The sequence below is a fragment of the Citrobacter amalonaticus Y19 genome (assembly GCF_000981805.1).
GTDB classification, from domain to species: domain Bacteria; phylum Pseudomonadota; class Gammaproteobacteria; order Enterobacterales; family Enterobacteriaceae; genus Citrobacter_A; species Citrobacter_A amalonaticus_C.
On sequence record NZ_CP011132.1, the window covers coordinates 4,550,344 to 4,574,019 of the forward strand.

The 23,676-nt window shown below is 54.1% G+C and carries 22 protein-coding genes; 11 read left to right on the forward strand and 11 right to left on the reverse strand.

The features are described from left to right. Window positions 1–18: 18 nt before the first annotated feature. From yihS to yihU, 3 genes are read right to left on the reverse strand one after another with little or no spacing between them, the layout of a single operon-like run. Window positions 19–1,260, reverse strand: a complete 1,242-nt coding sequence (gene yihS, locus F384_RS20990) for a sulfoquinovose isomerase (RefSeq protein ID WP_046493107.1) — start codon at window positions 1,258–1,260, stop codon at window positions 19–21. Between the two features lie 15 nt (window positions 1,261–1,275). Beyond that, window positions 1,276–2,154: a sulfofructosephosphate aldolase gene (yihT, locus tag F384_RS20995; RefSeq protein WP_046493109.1), complete on the reverse strand. Its 879-nt coding sequence runs from the start codon at window positions 2,152–2,154 to the stop codon at window positions 1,276–1,278. 19 nt (window positions 2,155–2,173) lie between these two features. Continuing rightward, window positions 2,174–3,064, reverse strand: a complete 891-nt coding sequence (gene yihU / locus F384_RS21000; protein WP_046493111.1) for a sulfolactaldehyde 3-reductase — start codon at window positions 3,062–3,064, stop codon at window positions 2,174–2,176. 166 nt (window positions 3,065–3,230) lie between these two features. On the opposite strand from yihU, the gene F384_RS21005 reads away from it, so the two are divergent. From F384_RS21005 to fabY, 7 genes are all read left to right on the forward strand, one after another. Beyond that, window positions 3,231–4,127 (forward strand): sugar kinase, encoded by an 897-nt coding sequence (locus F384_RS21005; protein WP_046493113.1) that lies wholly within the window; start codon window positions 3,231–3,233, stop codon window positions 4,125–4,127. A gap of 32 nt (window positions 4,128–4,159) precedes the next feature. Next, window positions 4,160–4,963 carry a DeoR/GlpR family DNA-binding transcription regulator gene (locus tag F384_RS21010; RefSeq protein ID WP_046493116.1) on the forward strand — a complete coding sequence of 268 codons (804 nt, stop codon included), beginning with the start codon at window positions 4,160–4,162 and terminating at the stop codon, window positions 4,961–4,963. Between the two features lie 436 nt (window positions 4,964–5,399). Then, window positions 5,400–8,027 (forward strand): autotransporter outer membrane beta-barrel domain-containing protein, encoded by a 2,628-nt coding sequence (locus F384_RS21015; protein WP_046493118.1) that lies wholly within the window; start codon window positions 5,400–5,402, stop codon window positions 8,025–8,027. A 142-nt stretch (window positions 8,028–8,169) separates the two neighbouring features. Further along, on the forward strand, window positions 8,170–8,769 hold the full coding sequence (yihX, locus tag F384_RS21020) for a glucose-1-phosphatase (RefSeq protein WP_046493119.1): 600 nt from the start codon (window positions 8,170–8,172) through the stop codon (window positions 8,767–8,769). Then, window positions 8,763–9,635: a virulence factor BrkB family protein gene (locus tag F384_RS21025; protein ID WP_046493122.1), complete on the forward strand. Its 873-nt coding sequence runs from the start codon at window positions 8,763–8,765 to the stop codon at window positions 9,633–9,635. Before yihX ends, F384_RS21025 begins: the two co-directional genes overlap by 7 nt. Further along, complete coding sequence (dtd, locus tag F384_RS21030) at window positions 9,632–10,069, forward strand: D-aminoacyl-tRNA deacylase (protein ID WP_046493123.1); 438 nt, start codon at window positions 9,632–9,634, stop codon at window positions 10,067–10,069. The genes F384_RS21025 and dtd overlap by 4 nt, the downstream gene beginning before the upstream one ends. 44 nt (window positions 10,070–10,113) lie before the next feature. After that, window positions 10,114–11,055 (forward strand): fatty acid biosynthesis protein FabY, encoded by a 942-nt coding sequence (fabY, locus tag F384_RS21035; protein WP_046493125.1) that lies wholly within the window; start codon window positions 10,114–10,116, stop codon window positions 11,053–11,055. A gap of 15 nt (window positions 11,056–11,070) precedes the next feature. Here fabY and F384_RS21040 read toward each other — a convergent pair whose 3' ends face one another. Next, window positions 11,071–12,003: an alpha/beta hydrolase gene (locus F384_RS21040; protein WP_046493127.1), complete on the reverse strand. Its 933-nt coding sequence runs from the start codon at window positions 12,001–12,003 to the stop codon at window positions 11,071–11,073. Window positions 12,004–12,236: 233 nt separating this feature from the next. On the opposite strand from F384_RS21040, the gene F384_RS21045 reads away from it, so the two are divergent. Next, window positions 12,237–12,548: a type II toxin-antitoxin system RelE/ParE family toxin gene (locus F384_RS21045; protein ID WP_046493129.1), complete on the forward strand. Its 312-nt coding sequence runs from the start codon at window positions 12,237–12,239 to the stop codon at window positions 12,546–12,548. Next, entirely contained in the window at window positions 12,549–12,839 is a 291-nt protein-coding gene (locus F384_RS21050; protein WP_046493132.1) for a helix-turn-helix domain-containing protein, read from the forward strand. Window positions 12,840–12,890: 51 nt separating this feature from the next. On the opposite strand, the gene fdhE is transcribed toward F384_RS21050, so the two are convergent. The 7 genes from fdhE to fdnG form a co-directional block, all read right to left on the reverse strand. Beyond that, window positions 12,891–13,820 (reverse strand): formate dehydrogenase accessory protein FdhE, encoded by a 930-nt coding sequence (gene fdhE, locus F384_RS21055; RefSeq protein ID WP_046493134.1) that lies wholly within the window; start codon window positions 13,818–13,820, stop codon window positions 12,891–12,893. A gap of 144 nt (window positions 13,821–13,964) precedes the next feature. Further along, complete coding sequence (locus F384_RS21060) at window positions 13,965–14,651, reverse strand: response regulator transcription factor (RefSeq protein ID WP_046493136.1); 687 nt, start codon at window positions 14,649–14,651, stop codon at window positions 13,965–13,967. 4 nt (window positions 14,652–14,655) lie between these two features. Continuing rightward, a complete protein-coding gene (locus F384_RS21065) occupies window positions 14,656–16,152 on the reverse strand; it encodes a sensor histidine kinase (protein WP_046493139.1) in 1,497 nt (498 codons plus the stop codon). Window positions 16,153–16,169: 17 nt separating this feature from the next. Continuing rightward, the gene (locus tag F384_RS21070) at window positions 16,170–17,507 is read right to left on the reverse strand and encodes a vWA domain-containing protein (protein WP_046493142.1); all 1,338 of its coding nucleotides are present in this window, start codon (window positions 17,505–17,507) and stop codon (window positions 16,170–16,172) included. Between the two features lie 175 nt (window positions 17,508–17,682). After that, window positions 17,683–18,318, reverse strand: a complete 636-nt coding sequence (gene fdoI, locus F384_RS21075) for a formate dehydrogenase cytochrome b556 subunit (RefSeq protein WP_046493145.1) — start codon at window positions 18,316–18,318, stop codon at window positions 17,683–17,685. Then, window positions 18,315–19,220: a formate dehydrogenase subunit beta gene (fdxH, locus tag F384_RS21080; RefSeq protein WP_046493147.1), complete on the reverse strand. Its 906-nt coding sequence runs from the start codon at window positions 19,218–19,220 to the stop codon at window positions 18,315–18,317. The genes fdoI and fdxH overlap by 4 nt, the downstream gene beginning before the upstream one ends. Window positions 19,221–19,232: 12 nt before the next feature. Next, on the reverse strand, window positions 19,233–22,283 hold the full coding sequence (gene fdnG, locus F384_RS21085) for a formate dehydrogenase-N subunit alpha (protein WP_080950004.1): 3,051 nt from the start codon (window positions 22,281–22,283) through the stop codon (window positions 19,233–19,235). Window positions 22,284–22,475: 192 nt separating this feature from the next. Here fdnG and fdhD point away from each other — a divergent pair, with 192 nt between their 5' ends. Next, on the forward strand, window positions 22,476–23,312 hold the full coding sequence (gene fdhD / locus F384_RS21095; protein WP_046493156.1) for a formate dehydrogenase accessory sulfurtransferase FdhD: 837 nt from the start codon (window positions 22,476–22,478) through the stop codon (window positions 23,310–23,312). A 128-nt stretch (window positions 23,313–23,440) separates the two neighbouring features. Further along, the gene (locus F384_RS21100) at window positions 23,441–23,653 is read left to right on the forward strand and encodes a DUF1471 domain-containing protein (RefSeq protein WP_046493159.1); all 213 of its coding nucleotides are present in this window, start codon (window positions 23,441–23,443) and stop codon (window positions 23,651–23,653) included. The last annotated feature ends 23 nt before the right edge of the window (window positions 23,654–23,676 follow it).

The window sequence follows — 23,676 nt, forward strand, 5'->3', positions numbered from 1 at the left end:
CGTATTTCTCAGGCGGATTTATTTCGCATTAATGTCCAACAGGCCCGCCGCAACGGCGGGTGCCAGACCTGGCGCTAACGGGATGCGCGGAATGACCAGACAGTGCAACAGGTGATAAATATCCTGCTTACCATCCCATACCCGGGTTGTGACCTTGTTGTCCGCATCCAACTCCTGCCACCACGAGCCATTTTCGTAATCCATCAGGTACTTAATGCAGTAGTCCCACCATGTCTGATACCAGGTTTCGTACTGGCGATCGCCTGTGACGGTATAGAGCGCATAGGCAGTGCCCATCGCTTCCACAATGGGCCAGCGCACACGTTCACGAACAATGGGTTTGCCATCCCAGCCAACGGTGTACACGATGCCGTCAGCCCCATCGGGCGCCCATGCATCACGAATGGTGGCGTGGAAAAGACCTTTCGCATCTTCCAGTAACCAGGCGGGAGGCTGCTCGCATCTTGCTTCTAACGCGGCGTGGATATGCAGCATCAGGCGGCCCCACTCAATCCAGTGGCCTGGGGTGCCGCCATAGGCACGGAAACGGTGAGCAGGGTTGTCTTTGTTGTAATCGCGGACCGGGTTCCAGTTCACGTCGAAATGCTCATTGACGCGGTATTCCCCTTTACGGGCGACATCGTGAATGATGACTGAGGCAATGCGGATAGCACGATCCAGCCATTTTTTGTCATGGGTAACGTCGTAAACAATCAGGAAGGCTTCGACGGCATGCATATTGGCATTGCCGCCACGATAGTCTTCGGTTTTGCTGAACGCCTCATCCCAGGATTCCAGACACATTTGCTCTTCTTCACTCCAGAAGTATTTCTCAATGACTTCAATGGTGTAATCGAGCAGCTTTCTGGCTTCAGGGTGTCCGGTGGTGACCGCGCTGGCCGCGCCCAGCAGCGCAAAAAAGTGTTGGTATCCCTGCTTGGAGGCATCCACCACGCCTTCGTCATTCACACAGGCGTACCAGCCACCGTATTTTTTGTCGCGCAGCGCGCCGTTCATGGCTTTGATACCGTGATCGACCAGGGCGTAAGCGCCCGGTCTGCCCATCGCGGCGGCGACGGAATAGACGTGCAGCATGCGTGCGGTGATCCACAGGTGCGTGCCCATCTCTTCTTTGATTTGCCCTTTGTTACCCAGCCAGCCGAATCCGGTGGGGACCGCCGCATTCTTACCAAAATTGAAGATGCGGTCAGTTTCTTGTTCCAGCCAGCGGTTGTGGCTCATTGTGTTAAACCATTTCATTCGTTGATCCTCGTATTAACGGCGGCGGGCCATCATTTCATCGACAATTTCACCTAAGCGTTGCAATTTAGGTGCAGAAACATCACGCAGCATCAGCTCGCTGTCCGGCAAGCCCACCACCGATGACCAGACCGCACGACCGGCCAGGAAACCGGAAGCGCCTGCGCTCATCGCGACGCTGACCGCACGTGGAAACAGCTTTTCGTCAACACCGGAAGAGAGAATGACCCACGGCATGTTGATGTGTTCGTTCAGGTGCTGAGAGGCGCTGAGCAGGGCTTGCTGTGTACCTTTACCGTGCAGCGGCATTTCAACCTTGTAGAGATCGGCGCCGCTGTCGCCCAGTTCTTTCGCGGCATCGATAATCGCCTGTTCGCGATCGAATTTATCGCCGCGACGGGGCGGACGGACCACCGGTTCGATGATGCTCAACAGGCCATTGGCATGGCACAACGCATTGAACTCTTTCACCATTGCCAGACGTTGCTGTACGTCTTCATCACTGCGCCAGAGCACCAGCAGCTTTAAGGCTTTCGCACCATCCTGTTTGACGGCCTGCGGATTGATGCTTTTATCAATCACCACGCTGTCGACGGGAATGCCGTTGCCCGGGATGAAGGCGTCGGCGGCGACAATCATGCCGCAGCTCTTGGCGACCGCTTTTTGTTCCACCGCCTGGTGGTAACAGAACTGCTGGTCCAGCAGAATGGCGGAGGCATACGGTGAGAGAATTTTTGCCGCATTGACTTTAAAATCCGTGAGATGTTGATCGGTGACCGGCGTTGGCGCGCCTGCTGCGGCAAACATCAGGCGCATCGCTTCACGCTGGTCAACGGCCAGCATGGCGAAACCGCCGGAAGGTCGGGTGATATCTTTCAGGGTGTACGTGGTCATTCTTCAGTCCTTTTACCTGTCAATGGTGGTTTTTCAGTCCGGCAGTAGTGCGAACCTGTTCGAGAATGGCGGTCCAGTCTTCCCGCCCACGGCCAGCGGCTCGCGCCTGGTTATAAACTTCCCTGGACGCCGCGCCGAGCGGCATAGGAACGTGCAGTTGATTGGCGACATCCAGCGCAATGCCAAGATCTTTATGGGCCAGGTCGATCATGAAGGCCGGGGAAAGATCGCCTTTCAGCACTTTGTTCGGCCACGAGGTGGTGAAATGGCCTTTTCCGGCAGGTGTCCCGCTCATGACCTTTAGCGCCACATCGAAGGAGAGACCCAGCGCTTCACACAGCACGGCGGCTTCGGCTGACAGGGCATTCAGCGCGATGCTCATGTAGTTGTTAATCAACTTCACGCGGATCCCCATTCCCGGGCCGCCAGCGTTAATCAACTCATTACCCATTGCTATTAGCACCGGCGTGGCGCGCTCGACCTGGTCCGGAGAGCCACCTGCCAGCAGCAATAATGTGCCAGCAACGGCGTGATCGGAGGTCCGCCCGACCGGTACATCCATCATGGCGAAACCTTTGGCGCGCAGGTCGGCAATCAATTTGTCGGTCTGCAAGGGATGGATGGTTGACATATCGATCACCAGCGCCTGCGGGGAGAGGCTTTCGCAAACACCGTCTTCACCCAATAACACGCTGCGTACCAGATCGCCATTGGGCAGCATCGTGATGACAAACTCAGCGCCTTGCGCAGCCTGCGCTGGAGAGCGAGCGGGTTGTGCCCCTTTTTCGACCAACCGTTGTACGGCATCGGCGTTGACGTCAAAAACGCTGAGTTGGTGACCCTGCCTGAGCAGGTTGCTCGCCATCGGGGAGCCCATCTGTCCTAATCCGATAAATGCTATTACTGCCATATCGTTCTCCTGAGACGGTGATGTCATTTTTTGTCATTTCTGACAGTGCTTTTCTGTCTGTTTTTGATCGTATTTGTAATTTATGGTCAAAAAATTGACAGCCGTCACTTTTTAAACATTTAGTGAAATTAAAATAGCCTCATCCCAACATGCTTAAGGAACGACCATGATTCGTATTGCTTGTGTAGGTATTACCGTGCTGGATCGCATCTATTACGTAGAAACGTTACCGACTGAAGGCGGTAAATATGTGGCGCGTCGCTATACCGAGGTCGGCGGTGGCCCAGCGGCAACAGCCGCGGTGGCCGCAGCGAAGTTAGGTGCGCAGGTAGACTTTATTGGTCGCGTGGGCGATGACGACACCGGAAACCGTCTGCTGTCGGAACTGGAATCCCTGGGGGTCAATACCCGCTACACCCGGCGCTATGTCGACGCGAAGTCGTCACAGTCGGCCATTATGGTTGATGCTCAGGGAGAGCGAATAATCGTCAATTTCCCCAGCCCCGATCTGCTGGCGGAGGCCGACTGGCTTAATGACATCGATTTTTCTCAGTGGGATGTGGTACTGGCGGACGTTCGCTGGCATGAAGGGGCAAAACAGGCGTTTACGCTGGCGCGTCAGGCGGGCGTGAAAACGCTGCTGGATGGCGATGTGACGCCGCAGGACATTAGCGAGCTGGTGGCGTTAAGCGATCATGCCGCGTTTTCGGCGCCGGGCCTGGCGCGTCTGACCGGTATCAGTGAGACCGCCAGCGCATTAAAAAAATCACAAACGCTCACAAATGGACATGTCTACGTCACGCAGGGTCGCGAAGGGTGTTATTGGATGGAAAATGGCATGCTGCAACACCAGGCCGGTTTTACGGTGGATGTGGTGGATACGACCGGGGCAGGCGATGTTTTTCACGGTGCGCTGGCATTCAGCCTTGCATCAGGAAGCGAACTAAAAGACGCTGTCAGGTTCGCCAGCGGCGTTGCGGCGCTAAAATGCACCCGACCCGGTGGGCGCGCAGGAATCCCTGACTGTGATCAAACCCGATCTTTTCTGTCACTTTTTGTATAAAATGCAGGGCAATGGTTTTTCGAGGAATTTTCATGAGTTTTACCGAACTGACCGGTAACCCACGGCACGATCAGTTGCTGTCGCTCATAGGTGAGCGCGGGTATATGAACATTGATGAACTGGCGGCTTTACTGGATGTCTCTACACAAACGGTGCGTCGTGATATTCGTAAATTAAGCGACCAAGGGTTGATCACCCGTCATCACGGTGGCGCAGGTCGCGCGTCCAGCGTCGTTAATACTGCCTTTGAGCAACGTGAAGTCTCGTGGACGCAAGAGAAGAAAGCCATCGCGGAAGCGGTGGCGGACTATATTCCAGATGGTTCAACGGTGTTCATCACCATTGGCACCACTGTGGAGCAGGTGGCGCGGGCATTGTTGAACCATAATCATCTGCGCATTATCACCAACAGCCTACGGGTTGCGCATATTCTCTATAACAATCCCCGTTTCGAAGTGATGGTCCCCGGAGGCACACTGCGGCCACATAACAGCGGTATTATTGGCCCTTCTGCGACCGCGTTTGTCGGTGGTTTCCGTGCAGACTACCTCGTCACCAGCGTGGGGGCGATTGAAAGCGATGGGGCGATGTTAGAATTTGATGTCAATGAAGCCAGCGTGGTGAAGACCATGATGGCCCACTCCCGGCATATTCTGCTTGCTGCCGACCATACGAAATACCACGCCTCTGCGGCGGTTGAGATTGGCAATATCTCTTCTGTCACCGCATTGTTTACGGATGAACTTCCCGGTTCGGCCCTCCATACGCTTCTCCAGTCGAATCAGGTGGAGATTGTTCAGGTGAGTCCGGACCAGGATGATGTCATTTCTGCGTAACAGTCCCCCTGGAATAAACCGCCGTTTCAGGCGGTTCTTATCACAAAAAATAGAAATAGTTAAACATCCTGGTATTATGTGTAAAATTCCTAAAGCCTGCATGATTTATCAAAGTGTGCTTTTAATTCTTCTTGATTTATAAGCCTTTTTAACCTTCCATACTCATTTTCTTATCTGTTCAAAAAATCACCCAGGAATAGTCCTAATAAATTGACGGCCTTTTATTAATTTACCTTTTTCGTCACCTGAGGCCCCGTTGACATGATATTTGAATAATTGTATTAATCGCGCAAAGGAACGATTTAATAATTTTAAAGGTAAGTGAATCTTTAATTCTTAAAGATGAACAGACCCGCTTTGCCTTTTAATTAAATTATTTTTACAGCGTCTTTCATGCTCTTATCCGAAAAAAGAGTAGTGCGGAAAAGGTATTCCTATGAAAACACAAAAAATGAAATGCAAAACACCCTCACCAGGGAAATTGGCACTCTGTATCGCTAGTGCGCTGGCTCTGGGGAGCCTTAGCGGACAAGCGATTGCTGCGGGATGTGGTTACACGACGACGGCCCAATTTTTCTGTGACGATCAGACGATTTACTATAATGGTAACCCGCTGTTGTCAAATAGTCGTGACTACACAACATTTGACGAAGTCTTAATTAATACAAGTCAGAGTGGCTTAACCACACCTTTGCAAGGTTGGGGTGTATACCTTGATAGCACGGGTTATAAATTTAAAAATCTGGTCATTAACACTACTGGCTCGGAAGCGGATGGGATCCACTCTAAAAACGCCGGCGGTCGATTAGAAGCAGAGAATATTACCATTACGACGACCGGAACGAGTTCTGATGGGATTAACCTCGGTCGCGAGCTTTCAAGTGCTTATTCTGTTGTAGAAGTTAGCGGAAATGTTTCTGTCGATGCTTCAGACGGCATGGGGTTGCGTGCAAATATCTCCAGAGCAAACACTAGCGCGTACTCTTCGATCATTGTTCACGGCGATGCTGATATCGTTACTCGCGGTAGCGGTGGCATGAACTCCGGATACGGGATTTATGCAGGTAAAGATCTCGGTGACCTATTTGGTAGCGCTGCGGGGATCGCCGATGTCACAATCGGTGGAACCACAACCATTACGACTTCCGGTACAAATGCTTATGGGGTTTACGCTGGGCGAAAAGGTGAAGTTAACCTCAATAACCTGGATGTCACTACCACTAATAGTGGTGCGCATGGCATCTATGCTTCCGCCAGTACTGATTTCGCCACGGTGAATCTGGGGGGAAACACGGCTATTGATGCCACAGGCAACAACGCTTACGCGATATATGCCTATCAAAGTAAAGCGCTCATTCGCTCCTGGGATAAGGCAACCGATACTGCAGCTTCGGGCGTCTATGACATTAAAGGTAATCTGTACGCGCGTTCAAGCGGTGTTATTGACCTGACCATGGATGACGGTAGCCAGTTCGTCGGTAGCGCTAACTCTTCGCAACTGGAAAACACGGCTTCTTATCGTGCAACCATTAATCTGAATATGAAAGGCGCCAGCAGCGAATGGAAAATGACCGGAAACTCCATCGTTTCTAACCTGACGCTGGATCAGGCAACGCTGCGCTACAGCCCTGACGGTGTTTCTCGCGACGATGCAACCACCTTCAAAACGCTGACTGTTGTGGGCAACTACATCGGGACCAACGCGCTGTTGGTGCTGAACACCGTGCTGGAAGGCGACGGTTCATTAACCGACATGCTGAAGGTGAATGGCGATACCTCTGGTGATACCAAAGTGGGCATCAACAACATTGGTGGTGCCGGTGAACTGACCGTTGACGGAATTAAAATCGTTGAAGTTGCCGGGAACTCTGACGGTACCTTTACGAAATCAGGACGTATCGTCGCCGGTGCGTATGACTATGACGTGGTGAAAAAAGCCAGTGACTGGTATCTGACCAGCGAACTGTCGCCGGTGGATCCACCGCCTGTTGATCCTGAACCAGAGCCAGAACCTGAGCCGGATCCGGATCCCGCACAGCCAGACCCAGAGGATCCTCCTGGACCGCCAGTGCCAACACCACCTTCCACAGAGCACCAGTATCGCCCTGAATTTGGGAGCTATCTGGCGAACAACTATGCGGCCAATACGATGTTTATCACCCGTCTGCACGACCGTCTGGGTGAGACGCAGTATACCGACATGCTGACCGGCGAAGAAAAAGTTACCACGATGTGGATGCGTAACGTCGGAGGCCATAATCGCTTCACCGACGGCAGCGGACAGCTGAAAACCTCCGCTAACCGTTATGTTCTGCAGTTAGGCGGCGACCTGGCGCAGTGGAGCAGCGACGGCCTCGATCGCTGGCATTTGGGTGCGATGGCGGGTTATGCCAATCAGAAAAGTAAAACCCATAACAGCTACACGGGCTATTCGTCCCGTGGACAGGTAGACGGTTACAGCGTGGGTCTGTATGCCACCTGGTATGCAAACGAAGCGGATAAGACCGGGACCTATCTGGACAGTTGGGTGCTGTACAACTGGTTTGATAACACCGTGCGCGGCGATCATCTGGCCAGCGAAAACTACAAATCCGATGGTATCACGGCGTCTGTTGAAGGTGGTTATAGCTTCCTGGTCGGGGAAAGTGAAAATAAAACCTACTGGATCCAACCGAAAGCGCAGGTTATCTGGATGGACGTGCAGGCCGATTCACACCGTGAACACAACGGGACTCAGGTGAAAGACAAGACGGACGGTAACCTGATGACGCGCCTTGGCGTTCGTGCTTACCTGAAAGGTCATGCGGAGAAAGATGCCGATAAAGGCCGTGATTTCCAACCGTTTATTGAAGCGAACTGGATCCACAACACCAATAACCAGACCGTGCAGATGGGCTCCATCAAGGATGAAATCAGCGGGACGCGTAACATTGGTGAGCTGAAAGTGGGTATCGAAGGGCAGATCAATCCTCGTCTGCAGGTGTGGGGTAACGTTTCACAGCAGGTAGGTGACAACAGCTACAGCGATACCTCCGCGATGCTCGGGGTGAAATACAGCTTCTAAGAAACCGATAAATATCACACCAGAACAAGGCGATGCTGTAAGGGCATCGCCTTTTTTTCCTTCATCTTTCCCTGACGGGCACATAGTCAAAACGCCCCTTTCCCGCTACAGTTATTCATCCACGGCAAGTAAGGAGAGGGACATGCTCTATATCTTTGATTTAGGAAATGTGATTGTCGATATCGACTTCAACCGCGTATTAGGTACCTGGAGCGATCTGAGCCGTGTGCCGCTGGCGTCGTTAAAGCAAAGTTTTACGATGGGTGAGGCCTTCCATCAGCACGAACGGGGCGAAATCACCGACGAAGCGTTTGCCGAGGCCCTTTGTCATGAGATGGATCTGTCGCTGAGCTACGAACAGTTTTCTCACGGCTGGCAGGCCGTTTTTGTCGCGCTGCGACCTGAGGTTATCGACATCATGCAGAAACTGCGTGAACAGGGGCATCGCGTGGTCGTCCTGTCGAATACTAACCGGCTGCACACGACGTTCTGGCCAGACGAATATCCGGAGATTCGCCGGGTGGCGGACCATATTTATCTGTCGCAGGAGTTGGGCATGCGCAAACCGGAGGCGCGGATTTATCAGCATGTGTTACAGCAAGAGGGTTTTTCAGCGAGCGATACGGTCTTTTTTGACGACAATGTCGATAATATAGAAGGCGCCAACCAGTTGGGGATAACCAGCATTCTGGTGGCTGATAAAACCGTCATCCCGGATTATTTCGCGAAGCTGTTATGCTAAAAACCGTGCATCAAAAAGCCAGGCATCATACCCGACCGATCTGGGCCTGGCTGAAGCTCCTCTACAAGCGCATTGATGAGGACAATATGACGACGCTGGCAGGGAATCTTGCCTATGTTTCGTTGCTCTCATTAGTGCCGCTGGTCGCCGTCATATTTGCACTTTTCGCCGCTTTTCCGATGTTTTCTGATGTCAGTGTCCAGTTGCGCCACTTTATCTTTGCCAACTTCATTCCGGCAACTGGTGATGTGATCCAACGCTACATCGAGCAGTTTGTTGCCAACTCCAACAAAATGACGGCGGTGGGAGCCTGCGGGTTAATCGTTACCGCGCTGTTGTTGATGTATGCCATTGATAGCGCACTGAATACTATCTGGCGCAGTACGCGTGTGCGGCCAAAAGTGTACTCCTTTGCCGTGTACTGGATGATTCTGACGCTGGGGCCATTGCTGGCAGGGGCAAGCCTGGCGATCAGTTCGTATCTTCTCTCATTACGTTGGGCCAGCGATCTCAATACGGTCATCGATAATGTATTGCGCCTCTTTCCGCTGATCCTCTCCTGGCTCTCATTCTGGCTCCTCTACAGCGTGGTGCCGACCACGCGCGTACCCAATCGTGATGCAATTGTCGGCGCCTTTGTTGCCGCGTTGTTGTTCGAGGCAGGAAAGAAAGGTTTCGCGCTTTATATCACCATGTTCCCGTCATATCAGCTCATTTACGGCGTGTTAGCGGTGGTGCCCATTTTGTTTGTCTGGGTGTACTGGACGTGGTGTATCGTCTTGCTTGGCGCGGAAATAACTGTCACTCTCGGGGAATACCGCAAACTCAAACAAGCCGCAGAACAAGAAGAAGCAGACCAACCATGATTGCATTAATTCAGCGCGTAACCCGTGCCAGCGTCACCGTGGAGGACGAAGTGACGGGTGAAATTGGCTCAGGACTATTAGTGTTGTTGGGTGTCGAAAAGGATGACGACGAGCAGAAAGCGAATCGCCTGTGCGAACGCGTGCTCGGCTACCGTATTTTTAGCGATGCCGAAGGCAAGATGAACCTGAACGTGCAACAGGCGGGCGGGAGTGTGCTGGTGGTGTCACAGTTTACGCTGGCGGCGGATACCGAACGCGGTATGCGTCCGGGGTTCTCTAAAGGGGCGACGCCGGAGCGGGCGGAAGCCCTGTACGACTATTTCGTCGAACGCTGCCGCCAACAGGAAATGAACACGCGGACCGGACGCTTCGCTGCGGATATGCAGGTTGCGCTGGTAAATGATGGCCCCGTGACGTTCTGGTTACAGGTATGAATCAGCTTCCGGCGTGGCCGCGGGTAACAAGAGAGAGTACAGCTATGTATCACCTTCGAGTACCGCAAACAGAAGAGGAATTAGAGCGTTACTATCAGTTTCGCTGGGAGATGCTGCGCAAGCCGCTGCATCAGCCGAAAGGATCCGAGCGTGATGCCTGGGACGCGATGGCGCATCACCAGATGGTGGTGGATGAAGAGGGCAACCTGGTGGCCGTCGGTCGTTTGTACATCAATGCCGATAATGAGGCTTCCATCCGTTTCATGGCTGTCGATCCGACCGTGCAGGAGAAAGGGTTGGGTACGCTGATGGCGATGACGCTGGAGTCCGTCGCGCGTCAGGAAGGTGTCAAACGGGTGACCTGTAGCGCACGGGAAGACGCGGTTGAGTTCTTCGCCAAACTGGGGTTTGTCAATCAGGGCGAAATCACCACGCCACAAACCACACCGGTTCGCCACTTTTTGATGATCAAACCGGTTGCCTCGCTTGATGACATTTTGCATCGCGGCGACTGGTGCGGACAACTTCAGCAGGCGTGGTATGAGCACATCCCGCTGAGCGAGAAGATGGGTGTGCGCATTCAGCAGTACACCGGACAAAAATTCATTACCACCATGCCGGAGACGGGCAATCAAAATCCGCACCACACGCTGTTTGCCGGGAGCCTGTTTTCACTGGCCACGCTGACCGGTTGGGGTCTTATCTGGCTGATGCTGCGCGAGCGCCATCTCGGGGGCACGATTATTCTCGCCGACGCCCATATCCGCTATAGCAAGCCTATCAGCGGCAGACCTGCCGCGGTTGCCGATCTCGGCTCTTTGAGCGGCGATCTTGACCGTCTGGCGCGGGGGAAAAAGGCGCGTGTCCAGTTGCTGGTGGAGCTATCAGGAGACGAGACCACCGGCGCCATTTTTGAAGGCACCTACATTGTTCTGCCTGCCAGACCGTTTGGCCCCTATGAAGAAGGCGGAAACGAAGAAGAGTAGGGGGTTGCCCCCTCTTTATTTAATAACGGTTTCTGCGCGCTGAATACCAACGCGCCAGGCAATATCCTGCATTGCGCTGCGCGCCGCATGGCTGATGCCAGCTAGCTGGAAAAACCCGTGAATCACGCCGAGATAGCGCTGGCAGGTGCAATCGACGCCTTGTACCGTAAGACGGTGATACAAAAGTTCACCTTCGTCGCGTAGCGGATCAAATTCAGCGGTGATGATGTGCGTGGGCGGTAAGCCGCTGAGGTCGTCTCGCCAAAGTGGGCTGGCTTCGGGATGTTGGCGATCCGTATAGGGCAAATACATCTCATACCCGGTGAGCAGCGTGTCGCGGGTAATGATGTAGTCCAGACCATTGCGGGTATAGCTTTCACATTTTGCGCTCGCGTCAAGCATCGGGTAGATCAGCATCAGTTGCGCGGGTAGCCATTGCGTCGCCGCCTTCAGGCGTAAAGCCGTCACCAGCGCCAGGTGCCCACCCGCACTGTCCCCGGCAAGCGTGATGTGCTGGCGTTCAACGCCAAGCTGCTCCGCATATTGCCAGATCAGGTTGGCGCCTTTTTCGGCATCGTCATGCGCCGCGGGAAACGTGTGTTCAGGCGCGAGGCGATACTGCACGGCAATAACCCGGCAACCGCTGGTATACGCCAACTGCCGCAACTGATTATCGTGGGTGGCGAATCCGCCGCTCACGAAACAGCCGCCGTGATAGTAGATAACGCAGGGCAGGGAGCCTGACGCGTGGCGCGGCGATACGACGCGCAACGTCATCCCCTCCAGCTCAACATCGCTGACCTCTACACGCGTTTCAGTCTCTCCGGCCAGCACGGTACTCGCGATATAGCCCGCCCTCCGGTCATCAATACTTTGCCGACGCGCTGAAGGTCGCCCTGCCGCGATAAATTCCTCAACCTGTTGTGCGATACCGTTTTCAAGCGCCATTTTCTTAATCCCTTAAATCTGTATGAATATACAGTGTTATAACCTGGTTTTTCGTGAAAGAGAATGGTGGATTTTGGTCAGGGTGAAATTCTGGAAAGCGCCTCGCAAAAGGGATCTCTGCCTTTCAATCCTGGTGGCAATGTCCTTTTCGTCGTCTTAAGGTGATGGATATCTACTATACGTCATTGACGTATAGTTAAATTCGCTTACTATAAGCCAATGGCATAAGAAAAATGATATTCATAGAAACGGAATTTTTTACTGAAGATGTCCAGCAACTGTTGGACGACGATGAATACCATCGATTTCAGCTGTTCCTGGCTGCGCAGCCCGAGTATGGCGATGTGATTCAAGATACTGGCGGCTTGAGAAAAATTCGTTGGAAAGCTCAGGGGAAGGGAAAGCGAGGTGGTGTCCGGATCATCTACTTTTATCAGAGCAGGCGTACAGAAGTTCGGTTATTGCTGATTTATCGAAAAGGTCTCAAGGATGACCTGACCCAGCAAGAAAAAGCAGTGCTCCGTATGTTAAATGAGAGGTGGTAAATGGATAAGGCGCTATTCGAGCGACTGACTAAAAGCATGAACCAAATGAACGAGATAGTTGAAGGTGCACGTCTACCTTCACGAATTTTTCATATTGATGCGATGAAAATTAAAGAAATCCGTCAGGCTTCGGGGCTGTCGCAATCGAAGTTTGCCGATCTGATATCAGTCAATGTTGATACCTTACGCAATTGGGAACAGGGCAGACGTTCCCCAACGGGGCCAGCAAAAGCATTGCTACGGGCAATTGCTAACGATCCGCTGCATGTCATCCCTGCGCTGGCGCAATAAAAAACCCGGAAGCATTTCACTTACCGGGTCAACATACGCGGTAGATTGACTTTACTCCCCTTCCCCCGGGAACAGGAACGGGTTGATGGAACTGCGGGCGAAGCCTTCTTGCTCCATGCGCGCGTCCAGTACCAGCGACGCGAGGTCGTCGGCGACAGCTTCCACTTTCGGGTCTTTTTCCTGATAGAGGATCTTCAGGTAGGTTCCGCAGTCACCACAGCTTTCGGCTTTGACTGCCGCCTGCTCATTGTCCAGTGACCAGTAGTGCAGGTCGCGGCTTTGCTCGCAGTTGCTGCATTTTACACGAACCACATGCCACTCGGTTTCGCAGAGGTTGCAGTGCAGATAGCGCAGCCCCTGGGTTGTGCCAATTTGCACCATGCTGGAGACCGGCATTGAGCCGCACACCGGGCAGTACTGACGCTGTTCGCCGTATTCCGCGCGGGCTTTACCCGGGATCAGACTGGCCATTTGCGCCCAGTACAGCGACAGTGCGGCCCAGATGAACGGGGCCTTATCACTGCTGACAGAGGCGAAATCAGAGGCAAACAGGGCGCTGGCCATCTGTTCCAGTTCCTGTTCGGAGGCTTTTTCCAGATTCTCGATCACTGCCAGCGCAGGGCCGCTCATCTCGGGTTTCAGTTCGGCGATCAGCGAGTGCAGCAGTTTCTGCCAGTGCTTATCGCGCGGCAGAACGTGGATATCCAGCGGCGGTTTACCCTGATCGTTGGCTTCTTTGATGCGTGCGGTCAGATCCATCTGCAATGGATGGTCATACAGCACCACTTCCTGGGCATGGGCGATCAGCGCCGCAAAGCGCAGGTAGTCTCCCAGCGGGTTGTTCTCAGCCAGTTCGCGCAGACGCTCGGCACGACGGTTATACAGGTTTTTGAGCCGGGGGAATAATAACGGTGGAATCATATCCGTCGCGCGTTTCTCGCTCTTTTCCAGCTCATCTTGCGGGATGATACGAATGCTCATTCAGTCACTTCCTGGTTAGGCAGATTTAGCTATGTGTAATCCGCTCTGTGAATTGGCGGGCATTTCGCGCCCGCTCTGGTGAATGTCATTAATGATAACCGCAATCGGCCTGCAGGTTATACCTGTGACATCGCAATGTGTGCGTTACGATACCTGATATCGATACCCCAGACCATGCACCGTTCGGATTAGCTGCGGGTGGTTGGCATCCCGTTCGATGACTTTGCGTAGCCGGGAAATGTGCTGATCCAGCGTGCGGCTATTGGGCAAATAATCGTATCCCCACGCCGCATCGAACAACATATCGCGCGTAACCACCTGATTTTGATGACGCTCCAGGCAGCTTAAAATGCGTACTTCCCGCAGCGTCAGTTCCAGCTTTTGCTCGCCGCGCCAGGCGCACAGTTCATTCGGGAACACCGTAAGGTCGCCAAAAGCAAAGCTGAGGTTAGGCTGTGTGGCGTTATGGTTCAAACAGCGACGGGCGATCGTTTTTATCCGCGCGCGCAGTTCATGAATACCAAACGGTTTGCTGATGTAGTCATCCGCTCCCAGTTCCAGCCCCACAACCCGGTCGATCTCCTCATCTTTGGCGGAGAGAAACACGATGGGAATGTGCTCATTTTGGCGGCGAATCTCCCGGCAGACCGTGTAGCCATCCATTTCGGGCATCATGATGTCTAACAGCACGAAGTCCGGTTTGTCGCGGTGATAACACTCCAGCGCCGCGCGTCCGTCCGGTGCGGCAATGAGCGAATAACCTTCGCGCGACAGCGCATCCACCAGCCCCTGGCGGATGTTGGCATCATCTTCTGCAATCAATATCTTCATGTTTTCATCCCTGAGGTAGCGTAAGGGTAAAGCAGACGCCGGGCTCTTGTGCCGTTACCTGAATCTTGCCGTGCAGGCGTTGCGCCAGTTGGCAAGCGATGGTTAACCCAATACCGGTACCCGAAACGCCTTCGGTAATGGAGGATTTGACCCGATAAAACGGGCGGAAGATCAGGGACATTTCGTTCTCCGCAATGCCGGGACCATAGTCGCGAACGGCGATCTCCACGTTTGTCGCGACGCGTTCAACGGTCAGGTCGACGCGCTGACCCTGCGAGGCGTATTTTTCGGCATTACTCAAAAAGTTGCTGACAATTTGCGTGATCACGTCGCGATCGCTGTGCAATGTCAGATTCTCAGGGCAGGACAGTTGAATCGTCATCCCTTTTGCCTGCAACGCAGGCGTAAAGATCTGCGTGATTACAGCCATCAGATGGGGGATATCGACTGCCTGAAGATGCAGTTTCGGCGCGCGCGTAAAGGTCAGGATATTCTGGATAAGCCGCGATAACCGCTGACCTTCCTGAGTGATCACATCCACATAGCGTCGCTCGTGCGTTTGTTCATCATCCAGCCCTTCGCGCAGCAGTTCGGCATAGAGCGTGATATTGGTCAGCGGCGTTTTCAGTTCGTGCGACACCTGGCTGACAAAATCGACCTGCTGGCGCGCCTGGCGCGCCGCGCGGGTATATTCCCGCCACAGCGAGAAACCAAGCAGTGCAACGGCGGCCAACAGCAGGACAATTAACGCACCGCCCCACAGCCAGATGTGCCAGAGCGGGGCGTTGACACCGTAAGCGCTGACTTGCCATGTTGTGAGCGGGTACTCCAGCGTGCGGGAGTCCAGTAAGGTGAGCTGGCGTAAATCCGCCTGCGCGTTCTGATAAAGCTGACGGCCATTTTCCGTCACCCGGACAATCTGCTGCGGATCCTCCAGGTTCACCTGAATGCCGTTCGCCATATCCATCATTAGCTGTACCCAGGAGAGGCGAAAACCGATGATCGCCTCGTCTTTCTGCCGCCAGTAAATCAGCAGAGGTTCCTGCGTTTCAAAGCTAATAAACCAGCCGGCCTGCGGCGTCTCCTGCTCGCTGTGAGCCATGTGGCTGGCAAGTTGGCTGGGATCGTTGACCAGGGGGGTGAGCAGGCGTACCCACTCCTTATCCTCATTGCTTAATGACTGGTGCTCATCGGGGTAGAGGAGATGATTTTTCCGCAGGATAAAGACGTCGGCAATGTCGCTGTCGTTCTCTTTGAGCGTGCTGAGGGTAGCGACGTCAGCAGGGTCGATAAAATCGCCGATCGCATGCAGACGTGAGGCTTTTTGCTGCAGGATGTTTTCGATGCCCGTGGCAACGCTGGCCGTTTGCGATTTCGCCAGGGTCTGGGTCTGGTACTGGCGCAACAATACTTCATGTTCCAGGGTGCGAACGCCCAGGTAAGCAAGCAGGATAAAAAACATCAATGTGATGACGAGATAAATTGGCTTGCGTCTGAGCATCCAGCACTCCTTGTGGATCAGTTCGATTTCGAACTCTGGTTTTTGGTTTTATAGCTCTGTTCTTTCAGCGATTTGCGAGAAGCTTCTTTGCTTTCGCTTTCCATTCTGTCCAGCAACTTAAGGTTTTCCTCTGCACTCTCCTGCGCCTTCATTCTGGCGGCCGGTGCGCTAAGCGGTAATGCGCTGAGCGTACTGGAGTTCTCACGCAGGATTGCTTTTGCCTCGTCCATTTTGCCTTCATCCATGAGCTGTAACGCCTGCTCATTCTGAATGGCGGATTTCTGAATGGCAGAATCGACGACCACATCTTCCACCTGCGCTTTCTGAACATCGCTGGCGGAAGCGGTATAGCTGACGGCCATCTTGTCATCCCAGCGCTCTTTCTGTCCGGTAGCGAGGTTGTTATAGCTGACGTTGACCTCGGCAAGCGGCTTGCTCTGTGCGGCGGAGCCTTTGGCTGGCAGCACCTCCAGCATGACATATTTCTCCTGGTTGGCGTAAAGCTGGTTCAGTTTTACGGTAACCGTATTGTCGCGGATTTCACCCTCACGCCCCAGCAGGCGCAACGGCTTAACGTTGTCGGCGACGTTAATTTGCACCACCACATCCTGAGCGACGACGGACATTACATCGCCAAACTCATGGGCAAATGCCTTCTCCAGCGCATCGGTGTTTTGCACGAACACGTGGTTGCCATCGCTGTACTGGGCAATCGCCGCCATCAGATCTTCATTGTAACCTTCACCAATGCCCATCGTCGTGATTGCAATCCCTTTGCGGGCGGCAATTTTACCCAGTTCCGCCAGTTCGCTGGTGGAGGAGGGACCGACGTTCGCCTGACCATCAGACAACAGAATGATGCGGTTAACATGGGCTTTATCGAGGTATTTACTGGTTTCTTTAATGCCGCGACTGACCCCGGCAAACAGCGCGGTGCCGCCGCGAGCGGTTAGCCGTTCACGGATATGGCTGATAAGCTTGGCTTTGTTGCCGACTTTAGCTGCAGGCACAATGACATCCACGACGTCGTCGTAAATCACGACCGAGAGCGTGTCCTGAGCGCTGAGGGTGTTCACCGCCATCACGGCAGCTTCTGTGGCCTGTTCGATGCGATCGCCGCCCATGGAGCCGGAGCGGTCAATCACCAGTGCGAGGTTGATTGGGCTACGTTTGGTTGCATGCAACGGGAAACCCGTCAGTGACACTTTCAGGTAGTTTTTGTCCTGGCTATTTTCCAGCACCAGCGGAGAAGCCAGTTCAGATTTAATGACCACCTTTGGCGCAGGCTGCTGTGCCGACGTCGTTGTCGCAAGCAGACCTAATGTCAGGGCTGCGAAGAGGTGTTTCAGATTCACGGTACGTCTCCTTGTCTTAAGAATCGATTCCATTCTTATGCGACCGCATCGCCGGTTGGTCTGTTATCTGTATAAAGTTGTCAAAAAGTTGTCAAAACCGCGCGATACCCCTAAAAAATAACGCCGGATGCAAAGGCATCCGGCGCTACGTTGTTGACTCGCGAACCGCCTCAGCTTACGGCTGGGTCTTATCCTGCTTTTCGCGAACTTCACGGTACCAGCGCGGGTGATGTTTCTTCGCCCATGAGCGGGTGACCCAGCCTTCCACCATTGCCGTAATGGTGCCTTTTACCCACAGCGCGGCGTAAATATGCACCATGATAACCACAATCAGCGCGACGGCGGCAAATGAATGCAGCATTAACGCGAAGCGGATCACCGGAATGGAGAACGCTGGCGCAAAGTACGGACGCCAGATGATCACACCGCTCACCAGCAGCAGCACCAGGAAGATAATCGCCGCCCAGAACACGCATTTCTGACCGAAGTTATACCGTCCGGTGTCGCCCACCTCTTCATTGACGACAATCTTGCGGATGTTCTTCGCCCAGAAGATGTCGTCCCGGTTGATCAGGTTGTGGTGCCAGTAACGGAAGAACATGATGATGAACGAGGCAAACATGATGACGCCCACGAACGGGTGCAGAATACGCGCCAGTTGCGGTGTCCCCATGATTTGCATCAGCCAGTTAAAGGACGGGAAGAAGAAGCCCAGTCCGCTCACCGCCGCCAGCACGAAGCAGAAAGCGGTGACCCAGTGGTTGATGCGTTCCGGCGCCGTGTAGCGCACGATGGTGTCACGTTTTTTCATTTGCGCACCTCATCATCTTTCTCTTCATGCAGGTTGTCTTCTTCGTCATCCGCACGGTTCGGACCGACACCGACGTAGTGGAAGATGCTGGCCGCAAAGGTCGCGGCAAAGCCGACCGCTGCAAGAGGCTTCCAGATCCCTTTCCAGAATTTCACGGTGGCGCTGATTTCCGGGTTCTCCGGCAGACCGTGATACAGATTCGGTTTGTCGGCATGGTGCAGCACATACATCACGTGCGTTCCACCCACGCCCGCCGGATCGTAAAGGCCTGCATTGTCGTAGCCACGGGTTTTCAGCTCCGCCACGCGCTCGCCTGCCAGTGTTTTCATATCCTCTTTGGAACCAAAGTGGATAGCACCCGTTGGGCAGGTTTTCACGCAGGCCGGTTCCTGGCCGACGTTCACGCGGTCAACGCACAACGTACATTTGTAGACGCGGTTGTCTTCCGGGTTCAGTCGCGGCACGTCGAACGGGCAACCGGCGATGCAGTAACCGCAGCCGATGCACTGCTCAGACTGGAAGTCGACAATTCCGTTGGCATACTGAATGATCGCCCCTTCAGCCGGACACGCCTTCAGGCAGCCCGGATCGGCACAGTGCATACAGCCATCCTTGCGGATCAGCCATTCCAGTTTGTCGTTCTGCTCCACTTCCGAGAAGCGCATCACCGTCCAGGATTTGGCGGTCAAATCCGCCGGGTTGTCATACACCCCGACGTTGCTACCGATTTCATCACGGATGTCGTTCCACTCTGAACAGGCCACCTGACAGGCTTTACAGCCGATGCAGGTGGTGACGTCGATGAGCTTCGCCACCTCTTCCTGATGGTCCCGCGCACGCGGCGCGGGGGTGAAACCGTTAGTCGCGGAACGACGGATAATGTCTTGCGATTGATAAGCCATAAGTCGTCTCCGTTAGACCTTTTCCACGTTCACCAGGAAGGACTTAAATTCTGGCGTTTGTGAGTTTGCATCGCCCACCGACGGCGTCAGGGTGTTCGCAATAAACCCTTTCTTCGCCACGCCTTCATAGCCCCAGTGAATGGGAATACCGATAGTATCGATATCCTTACCGTCTGCCTTCAGCGTGCGAATACGCTTGGTCACCACTGCTTTGGCTTTGATATAGCCGCGGTTAGAGGAGACTTTAACGGTATCGCCATGCGCGATGCCGAGCTTGTTCGCCAGCGTTTCGCCTATCTCCACAAACTGTTCCGGCTGTGCGATGGCGTTGAGCAGCGCATGCTTGGTCCAGTAGTGGAAGTGCTCGGTCAGACGATACGTGGTCCCGACGTACGGGAACTTATCGGCTTTACCCAGCGCTTCGGCGTCGCCCTTAAAGATACGGGCGGCAGGGTTAGAGATAACGTTCGGATGCAGCGGGTTGGTCCCCAGCGGCGTTTCAAACGGTTCGTAGTGTTCCGGGAACGGCCCTTCCGCCATCTTGTCGAGCGCAAACAGGCGACCCATCCCTTCCGGCTGCATGATGAACGGTCCAACATCGCTGCCGGGTGCGGCGGCGCTGTAGTCCGGAATGTCCATCCCGCCCCACTTCGCACCGTCCCATTTCAGGATTTGGCGCTTCGGATCCCACGGGTTGCCCTGCGGGTCAGCGGAAGCACGGTTGTACAGGATGCGGCGGTTCAGCGGCCACGCCCATGCCCAGCCCAGCGTATTGCCGAGACCGGATGGATCGGCGTTATCGCGACGCGCCATCTGGTTGCCTTCCGGCGTCCAGCTACCGGCGAAAATCCAGCAGCCGCTGGAAGTCGTGCCGTCGTCACGCAGTTGGGCAAACGAGCTGAGCTGTTGGCCTTTTTTCACGATCACTGCGCCCGTTGCCGGGTCGATGAGATCGGCCAATGCTTTGCCGTTGCTCTCCATCGCCACTTCTTCCGATGCCGGTTCATGTGGGGTGGAGTAGTTCCAGGTCATGCTCAGCACCTGTTCCGGGTTGGCACCGCTCTGTTCGGCATACATCTTACGCAGGCGCAGGAAGATACCGGCCAGGATTTCACCGTCAGTCACCGCGATCCCCGGGGCGTCTGCGCCTTTCCAGTGCCACTGTAGCCAACGACCGGAGTTGACGATTGAACCGTTCTCTTCGGCGAAGCAGGTGGATGGCAGACGGAACACTTCGGTCTGGATTTTCGACGGATCCACATCGTTCGACTCACCGTGGTTTTGCCAGAAGGTGGAGGTCTCCGTGTTAAGCGGATCGATAGTCACCAGGAACTTCAGTTTAGACAGTGACGCAATCGTCTTGTTTTTGTTCGGGAATGACGCGACCGGGTTGAAGCCCTGGCAGATGTAGCCATTGACCTTACCCTCTTTCATCATCTCGAAGTATTGCAGTACGTCGTACCCTTTGTCCCACTTCGGCAGCCAGTCAAAGCCCCAGTTATTTTCCGCGGTCGCTTTATCGCCATAGAAGGCTTTCATCAACGAGACGAAGAATTTCGGGTAGTTGCCCCAGTAGTTGACCTGGTCTTTCAACAGCGGTTTCGGCGTGTTGGCGGTCAGATACGTTTGCAGGTCGGTCTGCTTCTCATTCGGCAGCGTCAGGTAGCCCGGCAGGCTTTGTGACAGCAGGCCTAAGTCCGTCAGCCCCTGAATGTTGGAGTGACCGCGCAGGGCGTTAACGCCGCCGCCTGCCATCCCCATGTTGCCGAGCAGCAACTGGATCATCGCCATGGTACGGATGTTCTGCGAACCAATGGAGTGCTGCGTCCAGCCCAGTGCATACAGGAACGACGCGGTTTTGTCTTTCGCGCTGGTCTCTGCAATGTACTCGCACACTTTCAGGAAATCGGCTTTTGGCGTACCGCAGATGTTTTCCACCACGTCCGGCGTATAGCGGGAAACGTGCTGTTTCAGCAGGTTCCAGACGCAGCGCGGGTGTTGCAGGGTGGTATCGCGTTTCGCAAAGCCGTTTTCGTCCAGCTCATAGTTCCAGCTGGTTTTGTCGTACTTGCGTGCATCCGCGTCATAGCCAGTAAACAGGCCATCGTCGAAGCCAAAATCTTCACGCACGATCAGGCTGGCGTTGGTGTAGGCTTCGGTATATTCGCGGTTATATTTTTCGTTAGTCAGCAGGTACAGAATGACGCCTGACAGGAAGGCAATGTCAGTACCAGAACGAATAGGCGTGTAGAAATCGGCTACCGACGCCGTACGCGTAAAGCGAGGATCGATCACAATCAGCTTCGCGCCGTTATGAATTTTCGCTTCCATCGCCCAACGGAATCCTACCGGGTGCGCTTCAGCGGCGTTACCGCCCATCACCACGATGAGGTTGGCGTTCTTGATGTCGACCCAGTGGTTGGTCATCGCACCGCGACCAAATGTTGGAGCAAGACTTGCTACCGTTGGTCCGTGTCAGACACGCGCCTGGTTGTCGACCGCGAGCATACCGAGCGCGCGGGTAAATTTTTGTGTTAAAAAGCCGGTTTCGTTACTGGACGCGGACGCACACAGCATCCCGGTAGAAAGCCAGCGGTTAACGGTAACGCCATCGGCGTTTTGCGCAATGTAGTTAGCATCGCGGTCTTCTTTCATCAGCTTAGCGATGCGGTCGAATGCCTCATCCCAGCTGATCTGCTGCCATTTATCCGAGCCTGGCGCGCGGTATTCCGGGAATTTCAGGCGGCTTTCGGAGTGGATGAAGTCCACCAGACCGGCCCCTTTCGGGCAGAGCGCGCCACGGTTGACCGGATGGTCCGGGTCACCTTCGATATGGAAGATAGATGCTTTGGCGTTTTTTGCACCGTCGCCGAGGCTGTACATCAACAGCCCACAACCAACGGAACAGTAAGTGCAGGTATTACGGGTTTCGCGGGTGCGCAGCAGTTTATATTGCCGTGTTTCCGCGAGCGCTACGCCGGGCGCAAAGCCCAGTGCTGCCGCCGTGGTGCCTGCCATACCGCCAGCGCAGATCTTAAAGAACTGCCTTCTGCTGACCTGCATGGTTTGCTCCTTTTTCGACATTGTCACATCCCTTTCACATTCATGTTGGTGAGCGCTCAGGGTGTGGTTGTTATTTTTCTTTGCGGACGGGACCGCAAAGGTCCAGAATTGGGTCAATTCCCTCCATCCAGGAGGGGCTTGTGACAGAATACCACAATGTTGGTATGTGTGTTCTTATACGGTTAAAAGAAAGTGAATAAGATACATCCAGAAGAAGTTAAAAATGTGATAAATGTCACGAGTTCCCGACAGGTTAACCTTTGGAAACGTGAGGATTTGCAACACCCTCAGCCGGATGAGGTAGCCGAAGAGGTGCCCGTTGCGCTGGTCTATAACGGCATTTCTCATGTTGTGATGATGGCTTCGCCGAAGGATCTGGAACATTTTGCGGTCGGTTTTTCCCTCTCCGAGGGGATTATTGACAGCCCGCGCGAGATCTATGGCATGGATGTGGTTCCCTCCTGTAACGGTCTTGAAGTCCAGATCGAACTTTCCAGTCGTCGTTTTATGGGGTTGAAAGAGCGTCGTCGCGCGCTGGCCGGACGCACCGGCTGTGGCGTATGCGGCGTTGAGCAGCTTAGTGATATCGGTAAACCCGTACAGCCACTGCCGTTCACCCAGACCTTTCATCTCGCCAGGCTTGACCACGCGTTAAGGCATCTGAAGGATTTTCAACCCGTGGGACAGCTCACCGGCTGTACGCATGCTGCGGCGTGGGTGATGCCATCAGGCGAACTGGCGGGCGGACATGAAGATGTCGGTCGACATGTTGCGCTGGATAAACTGCTGGGACGACGTGCCGCAGAAGGGGAACGCTGGCTGCCGGGCGCGGCGCTGGTCTCCAGTCGCGCCAGCTATGAGATGGTGCAGAAGTCCGCAATGTGCGGCGTCGAGATCCTGTTCGCCGTTTCCGCCGCCACCACGCTCGCCATTGAAGTTGCCGAGCGCTGTAATCTGACGCTGGTGGGGTTCTGTAAGCCGGGCAAGGCAACCATTTATACGCATCCACAGCGTTTAATCGCTGAATGATTTATGTTCAGTTAATTTGAATGATATAAGCAAATCCTTCCGCTTTTAGTTGTCTGAGTAACGGCCTATTATTTATCACATCAAGGCACGGTGCCTTACTCAAACAACTAACTTGAAGGGTTTATATCATGAAAAGCATCAAAACTTTTGTCGCAATTATCGCTCTCGCTACCTCTTTCGGCTCTTTCGCTGCCCAGTCCGTGACCGCTACCGGTTCTACTCTGGAAAGCGCTGAAGCAAAAATCGCTGCGCAGGCTGAACAAGCCGGTGCAAGTTCCTACAAAATCACACAGGCTTACACCGGTAACCGCGTGCACATGACGGCGGAACTGACTAAATAAATCGCAAGTTACTGTCGAAAGAG

What these genes read in the sequence shown, in the direction of transcription:
- F384_RS21065 (WP_046493139.1), bottom strand. Translation starts at nt 16,152, where the DNA reads ATGCTCAGACGCAAGCCAATTTATCTCGTCATCACATTGATGTTTTTT.
- F384_RS21010 (WP_046493116.1), top strand. Translation starts at nt 4,160, where the DNA reads ATGAGTTTTACCGAACTGACCGGTAACCCACGGCACGATCAGTTGCTG.
- dtd (WP_046493123.1), top strand. Translation starts at nt 9,632, where the DNA reads ATGATTGCATTAATTCAGCGCGTAACCCGTGCCAGCGTCACCGTGGAG.
- fdhE (WP_046493134.1), bottom strand. Translation starts at nt 13,820, where the DNA reads ATGAGCATTCGTATCATCCCGCAAGATGAGCTGGAAAAGAGCGAGAAA.
- F384_RS21050 (WP_046493132.1), top strand. Translation starts at nt 12,549, where the DNA reads ATGGATAAGGCGCTATTCGAGCGACTGACTAAAAGCATGAACCAAATG.
- yihU (WP_046493111.1), bottom strand. Translation starts at nt 3,064, where the DNA reads ATGGCAGTAATAGCATTTATCGGATTAGGACAGATGGGCTCCCCGATG.
- yihT (WP_046493109.1), bottom strand. Translation starts at nt 2,154, where the DNA reads ATGACCACGTACACCCTGAAAGATATCACCCGACCTTCCGGCGGTTTC.
- F384_RS21100 (WP_046493159.1), top strand. Translation starts at nt 23,441, where the DNA reads ATGAAAAGCATCAAAACTTTTGTCGCAATTATCGCTCTCGCTACCTCT.
- yihS (WP_046493107.1), bottom strand. Translation starts at nt 1,260, where the DNA reads ATGAAATGGTTTAACACAATGAGCCACAACCGCTGGCTGGAACAAGAA.
- F384_RS21045 (WP_046493129.1), top strand. Translation starts at nt 12,237, where the DNA reads ATGATATTCATAGAAACGGAATTTTTTACTGAAGATGTCCAGCAACTG.
- F384_RS21040 (WP_046493127.1), bottom strand. Translation starts at nt 12,003, where the DNA reads ATGGCGCTTGAAAACGGTATCGCACAACAGGTTGAGGAATTTATCGCG.
- F384_RS21005 (WP_046493113.1), top strand. Translation starts at nt 3,231, where the DNA reads ATGATTCGTATTGCTTGTGTAGGTATTACCGTGCTGGATCGCATCTAT.
- F384_RS21015 (WP_046493118.1), top strand. Translation starts at nt 5,400, where the DNA reads ATGAAAACACAAAAAATGAAATGCAAAACACCCTCACCAGGGAAATTG.
- fabY (WP_046493125.1), top strand. Translation starts at nt 10,114, where the DNA reads ATGTATCACCTTCGAGTACCGCAAACAGAAGAGGAATTAGAGCGTTAC.
- F384_RS21025 (WP_046493122.1), top strand. Translation starts at nt 8,763, where the DNA reads ATGCTAAAAACCGTGCATCAAAAAGCCAGGCATCATACCCGACCGATC.
- yihX (WP_046493119.1), top strand. Translation starts at nt 8,170, where the DNA reads ATGCTCTATATCTTTGATTTAGGAAATGTGATTGTCGATATCGACTTC.
- fdxH (WP_046493147.1), bottom strand. Translation starts at nt 19,220, where the DNA reads ATGGCTTATCAATCGCAAGACATTATCCGTCGTTCCGCGACTAACGGT.
- fdoI (WP_046493145.1), bottom strand. Translation starts at nt 18,318, where the DNA reads ATGAAAAAACGTGACACCATCGTGCGCTACACGGCGCCGGAACGCATC.
- F384_RS21060 (WP_046493136.1), bottom strand. Translation starts at nt 14,651, where the DNA reads ATGAAGATATTGATTGCAGAAGATGATGCCAACATCCGCCAGGGGCTG.